Origin of the sequence: Collinsella sp. AF39-11AT (assembly GCF_003474585.1) — a bacterium.
Lineage (GTDB): Bacteria > Actinomycetota > Coriobacteriia > Coriobacteriales > Coriobacteriaceae > Collinsella.
The window spans coordinates 94,463-107,882 of the sequence record NZ_QROG01000004.1 but is presented as its reverse complement, the minus strand read 5'-3'; the positions used below and the strand labels follow the sequence as shown (position 1 = coordinate 107,882).

The 13,420-nt window shown below is 60.5% G+C and carries 15 protein-coding genes; 1 reads left to right on the top strand and 14 read right to left on the bottom strand.

Going from position 1 to position 13,420, the window contains the following annotated elements; all coding sequences use genetic code 11:
- Window positions 1-73 precede the first annotated feature (73 nt).
- The 14 genes from rpsT to pyrR all read right to left on the bottom strand — a co-directional run bounded on the left by rpsT (window position 74) and on the right by pyrR (window position 12,715).
- The gene (gene rpsT / locus DW037_RS03105; RefSeq protein ID WP_118372808.1) at window positions 74-340 is read right to left on the bottom strand and encodes a 30S ribosomal protein S20; all 267 of its coding nucleotides are present in this window, start codon (window positions 338-340) and stop codon (window positions 74-76) included.
- Between the two features lie 133 nt (window positions 341-473).
- The gene (gene holA / locus DW037_RS03100; RefSeq protein ID WP_117800128.1) at window positions 474-1,436 is read right to left on the bottom strand and encodes a DNA polymerase III subunit delta; all 963 of its coding nucleotides are present in this window, start codon (window positions 1,434-1,436) and stop codon (window positions 474-476) included.
- Between the two features lie 78 nt (window positions 1,437-1,514).
- A complete protein-coding gene (locus tag DW037_RS03095) occupies window positions 1,515-3,818 on the bottom strand; it encodes a DNA internalization-related competence protein ComEC/Rec2 (protein ID WP_117800129.1) in 2,304 nt (767 codons plus the stop codon).
- Window positions 3,815-4,528: a ComEA family DNA-binding protein gene (locus DW037_RS03090; RefSeq protein ID WP_117800130.1), complete on the bottom strand. Its 714-nt coding sequence runs from the start codon at window positions 4,526-4,528 to the stop codon at window positions 3,815-3,817. The genes DW037_RS03095 and DW037_RS03090 overlap by 4 nt, the downstream gene beginning before the upstream one ends.
- Before the next feature lie 213 nt (window positions 4,529-4,741).
- Window positions 4,742-5,986: a tRNA uracil 4-sulfurtransferase ThiI gene (thiI, locus tag DW037_RS03085; RefSeq protein WP_117800131.1), complete on the bottom strand. Its 1,245-nt coding sequence runs from the start codon at window positions 5,984-5,986 to the stop codon at window positions 4,742-4,744.
- A complete protein-coding gene (locus DW037_RS03080; protein WP_035138532.1) occupies window positions 5,987-6,268 on the bottom strand; it encodes a DNA-directed RNA polymerase subunit omega in 282 nt (93 codons plus the stop codon).
- 5 nt (window positions 6,269-6,273) lie between these two features.
- The gene (gene gmk, locus DW037_RS03075; protein WP_099431806.1) at window positions 6,274-6,843 is read right to left on the bottom strand and encodes a guanylate kinase; all 570 of its coding nucleotides are present in this window, start codon (window positions 6,841-6,843) and stop codon (window positions 6,274-6,276) included.
- Complete coding sequence (gene mihF / locus DW037_RS03070; RefSeq protein ID WP_117800132.1) at window positions 6,844-7,152, bottom strand: integration host factor, actinobacterial type; 309 nt, start codon at window positions 7,150-7,152, stop codon at window positions 6,844-6,846.
- A gap of 239 nt (window positions 7,153-7,391) precedes the next feature.
- Window positions 7,392-8,108, bottom strand: a complete 717-nt coding sequence (gene pyrF / locus DW037_RS03065) for an orotidine-5'-phosphate decarboxylase (protein WP_117800133.1) — start codon at window positions 8,106-8,108, stop codon at window positions 7,392-7,394.
- Window positions 8,102-9,010, bottom strand: a complete 909-nt coding sequence (locus DW037_RS03060; RefSeq protein WP_006236128.1) for a dihydroorotate dehydrogenase — start codon at window positions 9,008-9,010, stop codon at window positions 8,102-8,104. Before DW037_RS03060 ends, pyrF begins: the two co-directional genes overlap by 7 nt.
- A 14-nt stretch (window positions 9,011-9,024) precedes the next feature.
- On the bottom strand, window positions 9,025-9,792 hold the full coding sequence (locus tag DW037_RS03055) for a dihydroorotate dehydrogenase electron transfer subunit (protein ID WP_117800177.1): 768 nt from the start codon (window positions 9,790-9,792) through the stop codon (window positions 9,025-9,027).
- Window positions 9,793-9,908: 116 nt separating this feature from the next.
- Window positions 9,909-11,198, bottom strand: coding sequence for a dihydroorotase (locus tag DW037_RS03050; protein ID WP_117800134.1), 1,290 nt, complete (start codon window positions 11,196-11,198; stop codon window positions 9,909-9,911).
- Window positions 11,182-12,126 carry an aspartate carbamoyltransferase catalytic subunit gene (locus DW037_RS03045; RefSeq protein ID WP_035138537.1) on the bottom strand — a complete coding sequence of 315 codons (945 nt, stop codon included), beginning with the start codon at window positions 12,124-12,126 and terminating at the stop codon, window positions 11,182-11,184. Before DW037_RS03045 ends, DW037_RS03050 begins: the two co-directional genes overlap by 17 nt.
- 4 nt (window positions 12,127-12,130) lie before the next feature.
- Window positions 12,131-12,715: a bifunctional pyr operon transcriptional regulator/uracil phosphoribosyltransferase PyrR gene (gene pyrR / locus DW037_RS03040; RefSeq protein ID WP_117800135.1), complete on the bottom strand. Its 585-nt coding sequence runs from the start codon at window positions 12,713-12,715 to the stop codon at window positions 12,131-12,133.
- Window positions 12,716-13,166: 451 nt separating this feature from the next.
- On the opposite strand from pyrR, the gene rpmB reads away from it, so the two are divergent.
- Entirely contained in the window at window positions 13,167-13,355 is a 189-nt protein-coding gene (gene rpmB / locus DW037_RS03035; RefSeq protein WP_022094725.1) for a 50S ribosomal protein L28, read from the top strand.
- Window positions 13,356-13,420: the final 65 nt, after the last annotated feature.

Sequence of the window (13,420 nt, the reverse complement as noted above, 5' to 3'; positions counted from 1 at the left end):
ACAAAAAATGGAGCCTGTTCCATAAAACAGGCTCCATTTATGCGCGTAATCTGTGTGGTGTGAAATTTACAACTTAGGCGTTGATGCTGTTCACGAGCTTGGCAAGACCGGACTTGCGGTTGGAAGCCTGGTTCTTGTGGATAACATGCTTGGCGGCAGCCATGTCGAGACGCTTGGTGACGGTCTTGAGGGCAGCCTGGGCCTTCTCGGGGTCGCCCTCGGCGACGGCGGACTGGACGTGCTTGGTCAGCGTCTTGAGCTCGGACTTGACAGCCTTGTTACGCATGCGAGCTGCCTCATTGGTGCGGATACGCTTCTTCTGAGACTTGATGTTTGCCACTTCTGGAGTTCCTTTCGAGTTCCTTGCAAAAAATGTATGACACCTCTGAGACACGGTGAGGTCATGCAAGCGCCTACTATAGCACGCTCCCTCTCAAAGGGATAGAACGAATTTGTCAAATAGGCAGGTATCATCACGATTTTCTCAAGATGTTCGTAATCCAGAGCAAAAGCGCCGTCTGAGAATCGGCCGAACCCTTGAGCGCGAGCTCCACATCAACGGCACCCTCGAGCGCTGCGACGAGCTCGGTCATCGAAAAACGACGCGCCCAGGTAAGGTGATTCTTGACCTGCCAGGACTGGAGCTTGAGCGTTGCGGCCAGCTCGCGACCCTGCCCACGCGCGTCGAGCGCCTTGGCGACGATAAGCTCGCGAATGCGACCGCACAGCAATGTGTAAGTCCACACGTAGCTCTTGGAGGGCAGGAGCTTAAAGAGCTCGAGCGAACGCCGCATATCGCGAGCCGAGACGGCGTTGAGGAAGTCCCAGGGTTGGACCTCGGCCGTACGTACAATCCAGCGATCAACATCGGCAAGTTCAATCTGGGGCGACTCGACCATCTGGGCAAGCTTGGCCAAGTCGTTATCGAGCATGCGCGTGTTTTCGCCCGAACGCGAGACGAGCTCCTCGGCGGCCGCCGTCGAAATCGACTTACCGCGCTGCGTCGCCATCTGCTGAACACGGCGCGGCAGTTCCCAGCGCTTGGTACCCGAGCAATCGACGATAGCCTTCTTGTCGATCTTGGCGATTGCCTTATACAGGCGCGTATTCTTGGCAAGTGAGTCAGCGATGATGAGGCAGACCGTTGTTGGGCTGGGACTCGCCAGATACCCAACGAGCGGCTCCGAGACCGCCTTGGCGAGCTTTGAGCAGCCATCGAGGATTACCAGACGAAACTCGCTGCCCATCGGAAAGGTGTTAAGCGATCCGATAATGGACTCGATATCGGGGTCCTTGGTCATGTCTCGCTCGTCGAGGTTGAACTCGACCATACCCGATTTTTCCAGACGCGCTTTCATACGCGAGACGGCGTGGTCGCGCTTGACTCCGTCGGTACCGACGATCAGATATGCCGGCAGCAAACCGGTTTCGGACATTGCGCTCCCCTCCCGCAGGCCTTCGTATTCGTTCCGTGCCATTCTAGCCCAGGGGCCCACCACACGCCAACGACGTCGTCACGGTCGCTGGCATCGCATCGCAAAGCCATTCGCAGTCGGTGTGACGGTAATGTCGCCGTGTTCGATGGTACACGCGAACACACCACCCGCTTCCTTAACGGCATCGATGCAGGCATCGGACGGATGGCCGTATCGATTCCCCTCACCGGCGCTTGCGAGGGAAAGCTCGGGCTTCAGGACGTCCAGCAACTCGCCATCGACTGAAACCTTGGAGCCGTGATGCCCAAGTTTAAGGACATCGATATCCCCCACCTCCTGCACGAATTCCCGCTCTTGGTCGAGCTCGGCATCACCGGTGAGAAGTATTCGCAGGCCCTTGCCTTCCTGAACATAAGAGAGCAGCAGGACAAGCGAGTCCTCATTTCCCTCGCCATCCACGAACTCGAATGGCCACATCACGCGAGCGCAAAATGAGCCGATGTCGACCGTATCCCCACGGCGCACCTGCCGATACTCCACGCCAGGTCGGTTCAATACCTCGGCAGGAGCATCCTCCAGCGCATCCGCCGCCACGGCAATCGTTCCGACCGAAAACTGTTCGAGCACGGCAGGCAAACCACCCCAGTGGTCCTCATCCCAATGCGTCACAAAGACGGCATCGATATGGTGCACGTTATTGCGAACCAACGCCGCAACCACACGCTCGTCGAGCCCGCAGTCGACGAGAGCTACTGCGCCGCCTTGGCGGATAAGAATCGCATCGGCCTGGCCCACATCGAGCACCGTCACCGAAGGCGGAGCAAATCGATCCCAATAGACGTACGGAATCGCAGCCAAGAGCACCAGGCATGCAAGCCCCACCGCCATAGGACGTACACGGGGACGCGGCCACCAGACCAGCAGAACCGCCAGCAAACACGGCACTAGGTAAATCCACATGCTATCGGGCGGCACGCCCACGGATGCACCCGGCATGGCGGCAAACAGCTGCTCGAAGAACAGCGCGCAACGGGCGGCAATCATGGGCACAACGAGAGCCCAAGTCCGCAACGGTCCCACGAGCGAAAAGGGAGCCAGCACGATCGACACAGCGAGCAATACGCTCACAACCGGACCGATGACCGCATTTGCCAACGGAGCAATGAGCGAGAATGTACCGAAGGCAGGAATGGTAATGGGAAGTGTCGCCAGTTGCGAGCACAGCGTGACGGAAAGCATGCTGGCAACGCCCGATGGCACACCCAGCTCACTCAAAGCGTAGGTCGCATAGGGGCAAAAGCACAGAATGGCAAAGACGCTGGCACATGAAAGCTGAAAGCCCATCTCGAACAGCACCGTCGGCCGCAGTAGCACAAAGATGGACATGGTTACGAAGAGTGCCGATGCGCCGTGCCGGCGACGCCCCGCGCCGTTTACGACAAGCGTCGCGAACACCATACAGCACGCACGCACGGCCGAGGGAGACGCGCCAGTAAAGGCAGCGTAACCCACAAGCGTTATCGCCAATATCGCCCGCTGAAGGCAACGTGGGCACCGAATCTTTTGCAATACACCCTCGATTACAAACCCCACGATGGCCAAATGGCTGCCCGAGACGGCGATAAGATGCGCCGTTCCCGTCACCGAAAACCAGTCGCCCGCCGGCTGGACGCGCAGCTCGGCCGAACGACCGCAGACGACACCGGCTATGAGCGCACGCGCCGGGTCGGTCGCAGGCGCGATGGACGCAAGCAGCCCATTTCGCAGCCGAAGCAGCGGCCCCGGAGAACCCTCATCGACCGACACAATCCGAACGGCTTTAACCTTGCGCGCCTCGCCTCGGAGCACGCGCGATCGTCCATATGCATCGTTCTCAAAACGTGAAACGCGACCGATAACACGCACGTGCGCCCCGACCTTGAGCTCACGATCACACGATAGGCGAACCGTTGCCAAGTTCTTACCGTCCGCGCGTGCCTCGCAGGTATAGGAATACACGTCGTCGTTTATGGATGGGTCACCCTGCACGACAAACTCGAGGCTGCTTGCCGCTCGACCATCGAGCGCCTTCGAGGCACTGAGCACATCCACGGCCCACCACGCCGAGACGACCGCTCCCGCCACGAGACCGACGGAAGCGGCATACAGCCACCGCTTCCAAGGGGCAAGCCGCGCACAAGATTGAGCCAGCACAACGAATACCGCTGCCGCAACGGGAATGGCCCATAGCGGCCCGACCGCCGGCGCCCGCTCCCTCAGCAGCGCATCAGCGGCTATGTTGAGCACCAAGACGCAGCTCATGCACATGCCGGCACACAGGGCCATCGTCCACGGAATCAGGGGCCGCGGAGGCATCACGTGCTCGCGCTCGGTCGCACTCATACGCAGATGCAATCTTTGATTTTGGCAAGCTTCTTCTCGCCGATTCCCGACACACGCATCAGATCGTCAACCGAGGCGAAAGCACCGTTCTTTGTCCGCTCATCGATAATCGACTGGGCCATGGAGGGGCCGATGCCCGAGAGCGTCTGCAGCTCTTCTGCGCTTGCCGTATTGATGTTTACTAGACCTGTTGCGCCACTAACGCCCGACGATGCGGAAGCCCCAACATCAACACCGGCTTCCGCAATGGACGCCTGCTGCTCCCCTACCGTTGGAACGTGAATCTTCTGTCCATCGACGACCTTAGATGCCCGATTGAGCCCCGTGACGTCTGCCTCGGGCGCCAGCCCGCCGGCGGCATCAATCGCCTGAGCCACCCGCGCGCCGTCCTTGAGACGATATACGCCGGGCGACACAACGGCGCCATCGACATCGACATAGACCTCTGCCGCGGCAGAAGCCTTAGTCGAAGAGCCTTCGGATGTCTTTCCGCTCGAGGCATCGCCGGATCCCGGCTCCACTAACGAGCCCGAACCATCAGTACGCTCAAACGACACGCCGCCGGCACTGCCGCCAAGGTTCGCCATTGCCAGTCCACTCGCCATCGCAATGACGACCAGTATCGCCATCACCACTGCCTTATGACCGAGCAGTTTGCCCGCCCAGCGGTCCATCTTTTTGACTCGTTCATGTTGTTCGCGCTGCGCCATAGCAAAACCTCCCAACACCATCGTGTCAGGAAAGGAGCTCCGCAACAGCCACGCCCCAAAACCGGTTTTCGCGGTCAAACCAAAAGCTGACCAAAACCTTGCGCAATAATGTCCATTTATTCAGGCAAACGTAGACAAATGAACCGTTTATCGCCTAATGCCCAGATAGCAAAAGACCGACGATGCAGGCGCATCGTCGGTCTATGCACAAATTTATTCGTGATCTTGGTAAATCTCACGCGGAGCAAGCTCCGAATGTTTGCGTTTTAAGGTCTTAGGGGCCTTGTACGTGTTGCTCTCGAAGTCGATGTACTCGGTCTGCTTAAGCAGGCGCTCGATCATCTCCTCATGATCGAACAACTCCCAGGCCTCATGCACGGCATCGAGTTTAGCGTGCGTCTCGGGACGGCGCGGCATAAACAGCGTGCAGCAGTCGGGAGCGGCCTCAGTCGAGATATCGAATGTACCGATCTCCTCGGCACGTGCGATGATCTCCTGCTTGTCCGAACCGATGAGAGGACGGAACACGGGGATCTTCACGGCCTCGTTGACGGCCATGATGTTCTCAAGCGTCTGGGAGGCAACCTGCCCAAGCGATTCGCCCGTAACGATAGCCTTGGCACCCTCGATGTGTGCAATGCGCTCAGCAACCGAATACATAATGCGGCGGTACATGATCACGCGCAGGTTGCTGGGGCAGGTAACCGAAATCTCACGCTGGCAGTCGCCAAACGGCACCACGTACAGACGACCGATCTGGACACCCGGCGCAAGCGCACGGATGATGTCCTGCACCAAATACTCGCTCGTATCGGGCGTCTGCGGACGACCGGAGAAATGCACCGGCACGCACACCGCGCCGCGACGCGCGAGCATCCAGGTCGCCACCGGAGAATCGATACCCGACGACAGCAGCGTCACGACCTTGCCGGCAGAACCCACCGGCAGACCGCCCACGCCGCGCTCAGAGCGCGCGTACACATAAACGCTGCCCTGGACCACCAGTACGTGCACCATTGCATCGGGGTCGTGCATTTGAACCTTTTTATCGGGGAAGGCCTCACACAGTACCTCGCCCACCTGACGATTGATATCGATCGAGGTGAGCTCATAGTCAGTATTGGAGCGCTTGGCGTGCACCTTAAACGAATCGAAGGAACCAAACTCGCGCAGCGCCTTCACGGCGGCGGCGCAGTACTCCTGCGGGTCGCGGTTGGTGTGATACGCCAAAGACACACGAGCAACGCCGGGGACGGTGCGGATGACACGCGCCGCCTCGTCGGCCTGATGCTCGTTAAAGGTCACGAGGATATAACCGGAAATTCGAGACACGGCGTTCACGGAAAAGGCGGCCAAGGCCGCCTCGATGTTATCCATGAGGATATGCTCAAAATGTGCGCGGTTCTTGCCCTTCAGTCCAACCTCGTGATAGTGGACCAGGCAGACGCGAGCCGCCATTTAGGCTTCAGCAACCTTGTGGCCGAGCGCCTTCTCGTAACGGGCCTCGTCGTAAGAGATGTCACCGTCGACAATCTCGTCCATAGCCATCGAGATGGTATCGGCACCGGAAAGCCCGATGGTGATGTCATCGACATCCTGGACGGCAAGCACGCGGTTGTGCTGGCCACGCAGCATGCTATTGATGTCGCAGGCGCGCTTGGAGGCAAGCGAAGCGAGCAGGAAGCGGTTGTGATCGGTCTTCTCCAGAAGATCGTCAATGCAAGGCTTTACAACGGACACGGACCTCAGATCCTTTCATGCATATCGAGAACGCGAACGAGCTCATCGGTCGCGCGGTCGAGATCGTCATTCACCACGACGTCGTCGTAGCGGTCGGCAAGGGCAAGCTCATCGGCGGCGTTTGCCATACGCAGCTCAATCGTCTCGGGCGTCTCGGTACCGCGACCGACTAGACGCTCGCGGAGCACCTCAAGCGAAGGCGGCTTGATAAAGATCAGCACGGCCTCGGGGAAACGCTCCTTCACCTGCAGGGCGCCCTGGACATCGATCTCCAAAATCAGAGACGAGCCCGAGGCGAGCTTGGATGTGACCTCGCTCACCAACGTGCCGTAGCAGTTACCGTGGACCTCGGCCCACTCAACAAACTCACCGTTTGCCACGCGGCGGTCGAACTCCTCGCGCGTCAGAAAAAAGTAGTTGACGCCGTCGACCTCACCTTTGCGTGGTGCTCGCGTGGTAGCCGAAACCGTCAGGCCCAGGTTCGAGCGGCGCTCGCGCACACGAGTGACGAGCGTACCCTTGCCTGCGCCTGACGGTCCAGAAATCACAAAGAGCTTGGAATCCTGAGCGCTCACTTATTTGGTCAGCTGCTCGAGGAGCTGCTCGCGCTGACGGACGCCGAGGCCCTGGACGCGACGGGAAGCGGAGATACCGAGCTCCTCCATGATCTTGGCGGCCTTGGCCTTGCCATAACCGGGGAGAGACTCGATGAGAGTGGAAACCTTCATGCGGGAAGCGATGGGGTCATCGGAGTTGAGCACGGACTCGAGGGACTTCTCGCCCTTCTTGATCTGCTCGCGAAGCTCAGCGCGGGCGTGACGTGCGGCAGCAGCCTTCTCAAGAGCCTGCTTGCGCTGCTCGTCGGTAAGCTGAGGGAGTGCCATTCGTACCTCCAAATAGTTGGGTTATATCTGATTCAATAATTAGCATTTTAGCACGTAGAACGTACAAAATGCCCAATCGCGGCTCCATAGGTTAGACGATACCCGCAAAAAGTGCAATATACTGCGCCCAAAGTTAAGCCCCTGACCTGCGATTCCACACAAAGGATGGGAAAGTTTACGCAGGCACAGAGGCTATTTTGTGCTAATGAGACCCAAAAGTGGTGACTTAGGGGAATCTTTTACGCGACGTTTTCGACCAGCTCGGCGACGATGGCGTCAAAGGCGGCAACCGGATCGTCGGCACCGGTGATGGGACGGCCCACCACAATGTGGCTTGCGCCGCGCTCGATAGCCTGGGAGGGCGTCGCCACGCGGGACTGGTCACCAAGGGCGGCACCCACCGGACGCACACCCGGAGTCACGATCAGGGCATCAGGACCCAGCAGCTCACGCATGTCGTGAGCCTCCATCGGCGAGCACACGATGCCATCGATGCCGTTGGCCTGAGCAAGCTTTGCCAAGCGGGCGGCCTCCTCGGCCACGGGCGACTCGACGCCGATCTCGCTCAAGGCATCCTGATTCATGCTCGTGAGCACGGTGATGGCGACGAGCTTGGCGCGGTCCTCGCGCGCCTCCTCGGCACCCTCGCGGCAGGCAGCGAGCATAGTACCCGAGCCCAGGCCGTGGACCGAAAGCAGGTCGGCACCGGCAAGCGAGGCCGAGCGGGCAGCGCCGCGCACCTGATGCGGAATGTCATGGAACTTAAGGTCGAGGAAGACCTTAAAGCCAAGGTCCTTAAAGGTCTTGACGATCTGGGGACCCTCAGCGTAATAGAGCGTCATGCCGACCTTGAGCCAGGCGGCATGGCCCGAAAGCTCGTGGGCGAGCTCGAGCGCGCGCTCACGGTCGCAGTCGAGGGCGACGATAACACGGTCGCGGGCATCATTCTCTAGCATTCGAAAGCACCCACCAGCTCGTTGATGTCCTTTACGCCCTGGGACTCGGCCCAGGCCTCGAGCTCATGCGCGATCTTAAGCGAAGCACACGGATCGACGAAGTTGGCCATGCCGACCGACACGCAGGTGGCGCCGGCCAGGATAAACTCAGCCGCATCCTCGCCAGTCATGACACCGCCGACACCGTTGATGGGGATATCGACGGCCTGGGCAACCTCCCAGACCATGCGCACGGCGATGTGGTGGCACAGCGGGCCCGAAAGGCCGCCCTTGGGCTTGGCCACGCGGGACTTGCGGGTATGAACGTCGATGGCCATGCCCTGGATGGAGTTGATGACCGAAAGGCCGTCGGCGCCGGCGGCCTCGAGAGCCTTGGCAATCTCGGCAACGTTGACCGGAGCCATCTTTACGAACAGCGGCTTATCGGTCACCTTGCGGCAGGCAGCCATAACGGAAGAGGCGCCCTCGGGCGTTGATCCCATGGCGGCACCGCCGGCGGCAATATTAGGGCAGCTCACGTTGATCTCGTAGCCGGCAGCCCAGGGGCACAGCTCGACATACATCTCGAGTGCGCGGACAAACTCGTCAACGGAGTGCCCGGCAACCTGGCAAATGACCTGGCAACCGTCCTTGGACAGCTGCTCGAGCCACGGGCCGGACTCACGGGCAAAGGCGGCGACACCGGGGTTCTGCAGTCCCACGGAGTTGATCATACCGCCAGGAATCTCGGCCATGCGAGGCGCAGGGTTGCCCGGCCAGGGCTCGGCGGCACAGCCCTTGGTGGTAATGGCGCCCAGCTGGGAAACATCGAAGAAATTCTGGAACTGCCAACCGTAGCCGAAGGTACCGGCTGCGGTGTTGATGGGGTTCTGCATCTTGACGCCGCCGAAATCGACGGCCATGTTCACGGTACCCACTAGAAGACCACCACCTTGGAAGCATCGAACACGGGGCCGCACATGCAGGCGCCCTTCATACCGTCGACCGTCTCGACATTGCAGGTGTTGCAGGCGCCAAAGCCGCAGCTCATCATGCGCTCGAGCGACACCTCGCAGTACGCACCGGCCTCAGCGGCAGCGGCGGCGACTTTCTTCATCATGACGGCGGGGCCGCAGCTGGCCACGTAGTCGTAGCCGCCCTCGCCAAGCAGTTCTGCGGCAGGATCGGTGCAAAAACCGTGCGTGCCGAGCGAACCGTCGTCGGTGCACACGTTAACCGTGGCGCCCAGCGCGCGGAACTCATCGACACCCACGACTTTGGAAGCGGTGCCAAAGCCCAGGCACACGTCCACATCAACACCCTGCTCGGCAAGCATGCCGGCAAGACACAGCACAGGCGGAACGCCGATGCCACCGGCGACGAGCAGTGCCTTCCTGGTGCCCTCGGGTACCATCCAGCCACGGCCACCGGGGCCCAACAGGTTAGAGGTGGAGCCAGGGCCCATCTGGGACAAACGGCGGGTATCGTCGCCCACGACGGCGTACCACAGCTCGACGGTGCCAGCCTCGGCGTCGGCGCGGTAGAAACTCAAGGGCACACGAAGCAGAGAAGACGCATCGCCGGGGACGGCGATGTTCACAAACTGACCGGGCTTGAGCGCACTTGCAAGCTTGGGGGCCGAGATGACGAGCGAGAAGATGCCGTCGGCGATCTCCCGGTTCGAGACGACCTCGAAGTCGTGCATGCGTGCAGTGGAAGGTGTGGGCATAGACGCTCCAATCCCCCATGCGGTTGCATGGTCTAAACGAACAGAAAGCGCGGCACCGCAAGGGCGCCGCGCACAAAAGCGATAAGGCTATGCTAGCAGATGCAGCCGTCGGCGAGCGTCTGCTTGCCACCGACAAATACATCGGTGGCACGACCGGTGAGCGTGCGGCCGGCAAAACCGGAGTTCTCGGCGCGCGACTCGTAACCGTCCTCGCCAACCGTCCAGGTTGCGGAGGGGTCGAACACGGTCAGGTCGGCGACAGAGCCCGCCTTGACCTGAACCTGATCGAGGCCCAGAATCTCACGCGGCTTGATGGCCATGAGCTCGACCATGCGGCTCACGCTCATCTTGCCCGTGTTGACCAGCTCAGTGAGCACGAGCGACAGCGAAGTCTCGAGGCCAATCATTCCAAAGGGCGCGAGCTCGAACTCGCGGGCCTTCTCCCACGGGGTGTGGGGAGCGTGGTCGGTAACGATAGCGTCGACGGTACCGTCGATGACACCCTGACGGATGGCCTCGGCATCCTCGTCGGTGCGCAGCGGCGGATTGACCTTGAGCGAGGTGTTGTAGGTCTCGTCCAGGTCGTTCTCGGTCAGGAACATGTGGTGCGGGGTAGCCTCGCAGGTCACCTGGATACCGGCAGCCTTACCGGCACGCACGAGCTCCAGGCCATGAGCGGTGGAGATGTGCTGGATGTGCAGCTTGGCACCGGTCAGCTTGGCAATCTCGATGTCGCGGGCGATCTGGAGCTCCTCGCCGGCAGCCGGCCAGCCCTCGAGAGCCAGACGGGTCGAGACCTTGCCCTCGTTGATCTGGCCGTGGCCGACCAGGTCCTCGTCCTGGCAGTGGCTCATAAAGACCTTGCCGAACATCTTGCCGTAGTCCATGCAGCGACGGAGCATGCCCGCGCCCTGCACGCCACGACCGTCGTCGGTGAAGGCGACGGCGCCGTGGGCGACCATATCGCCCATCTCGGACATAGCCTCGCCCTTAAGACCGCGGGTCATGGCGCCCGACGGATAGACGCGGCAGTGACCGACCTCGGCAGCGCGGGACTTGACGAACTCCACGACGGTGCCGTTATCGGTGACGGGATCGGTGTTGGGCATGGCGCACACGCCGGTGAAGCCGCCCTTGGCAGCAGCGCGAGTGCCACTCTCGATGTCCTCTTTGACCTCGTAGCCAGGCTCGCGCAGATGCACGTGCATATCCACCAGGCCGGGGACGAGATACTTGCCGGAAAGGTCGCGGACCTCGGCTCCCTCGACGGCGAGATTCTCGCCGACCTCGGCGATCTTATCGCCGTCAATCAGGACGTCAACGACACCGTCAAGCTCGACGGACGGGTCGACGACGTGGGCATTCTTAAGAAGCAAGGCCATTATCGGCACCTCCAAGCAGCAGATACAGGATAGCCATACGCACGCAGATACCGGCGTAGACCTGCTCCAGGATGACGGAGCGTTGCGGGTGGTCGGCCATATAGGAGTCGAACTCGACGCCGCGGTTGATGGGGCCCGGGTGACAGATGATCGCGTCGGGCTTCATGAGCTTCTCGCGGTCCTTGGTCAGGCCGAAGAGCTTGTGGTACTCACGAATGGTCGGGAACGGGGCACCCTCGAGGCGCTCCTGCTGCACGCGCAGCATGTAGACGACGTCCAGCTCGGGCAGGACGGAATCGAGGTCGCTCGTCACGTGGTCGCAGCCCAGGACCTCGGGCGCCGGCGGCAGCAGCGTGCCGGGGGCGACGGCGTAGGTCTCGCAGCCCATGATCTTAAGGGCGGGGATCAGCGAGCCGCAGACACGGGAGTGCGCGATATCGCCGACGACGGCGACCTTCAGACCGTGGAAGTCGCCCTTGTGCTCCCAGATGGTGTACAGGTCGAGCAGGGCCTGCGTGGGGTGGTTGTGCTTGCCGTCGCCGGCGCAGATGACGCTCGCGGGCGAGTTCTGCGTGACGATGTAGGGCGCGCCGGCGTGCTTGTCGCGCACGACGATGCAGTCGATCTTATAGGCGTTGAGGGTCTCGACGGTATCGACGAGGCTCTCGCCCTTGACCGTGGAGGTCGAAGAGCCGCCAAAGTTGAGGCTGTCGGCCGAAAGACGCTTCTCGGCGAGCTCGAAGGAGCTGCGCGTGCGCGTCGAGGGCTCGTTAAACATGTTGACGATGGTCTTGCCCTTGAGCGTGGGGACCTTCTTGATCGCACGCTCGTTGACCTCGGAGAACGCCTTGGCGGTCTCGAGGATGAGCTTGATGTCCTCTTCGGAGTACTCGGTAATGTCGATCAGGTGCTTATGGTTGAACGCCACGGTACTACTCACCTCCCAGCGGCGCGGAGCCCACGTGGGAACCCGGCGCGACGTCGTTAATCTCGACGGCGGTGTGGCCGTCGACTTCCTTCATATATAGGTGCACGTTCTCCTCATGCGACGAGGGAACGTTCTTGCCGACAAAGTCCGGCGAGATGGGGAGCTCACGGTGGCCACGGTCAACGAGAACTGCCAGCTCAACACGGCTCGGACGGCCCAGGTCCATAACGGCGTCCAGAGCGGCGCGGATGGTACGGCCCGTATACAGGATGTCGTCCACCAGCACGACGCGCTTGCCGTCGACGCTGAAGGGAATGTTGGTAGCGTGGATCGCGGGAGCGAAATTGGTCGCATAGTCATCGCGGTAGAAGCTGATATCGAGGCTGCCGAGCGGAACGTCGACGCCCTCGATCTCCTTGATCTCCTCGGCGAGCTTCTTTGCCAGAAGGTCGCCGCGCGTGACGATGCCGACCAGAGCGAGGTCTTCACAGCCCTCGTTGCGCTCGAGAATCTCGTGCGCGATGCGGGTCATCGCTCGATTGACGGCGGTCTCGTCCATGATGACCGCCTTGGGGGAAGTCGTGCCCATCGATCTCCTTCCTCACATGTCTTGACTGCTGACACAGTCAAAAAAATAGATGCCCGACCGCTCAAAGCGGACCAGACACCCACAGGAAGGGCTGCTCTTTGGCAGCTATGTAATTCCATGTGGGTATCTCGTACCCCTTTAATGGTCAAGGGATAGTGTAGCCAACGTTGAGCTTAATTGCGAGCATAAATACAGAGCAATCCGTAAACGGAGCCCTACGCTCAATAAACCTATATATATTTGTGGGACGAGCTTGAAAACCTTGTTGCGAGCTGGCATAATCCCCCCTGCTGCACGCAAATCGGATCTACGTCCAGGGCCGTAGCGTGGGCACTATCGCCAAAAGAGGAATATCTCTGTGTAGATTGCGCACAGGGAGTGACTTCTGTGCTATAGTTCAGGCTTGTTTGTTAACGCGACATGTTCGTTTGTCGCCCAAGGAGGGTCAGTTATGTCCAAAGTTTGCGAAGTTTGCGGTAAGCACCCCGTTGCCGGTCGCTCCATCAGCCACTCTCACCGCGTCACCAACCGTAAGTTCCGCCCCAACATCCAGCGCGTCTACGTCGTCGTCGATGGTCACCGTCGCAAGATGAACGTTTGCTCCACCTGCCTCAAGTCCGGCAAGGTTGCGCGCTCCTAAATAAGGTCTTACCAACAAGTACCTCGGACTCTCCGGGTCAAAGACCTCGCGTTCACATAGAACTT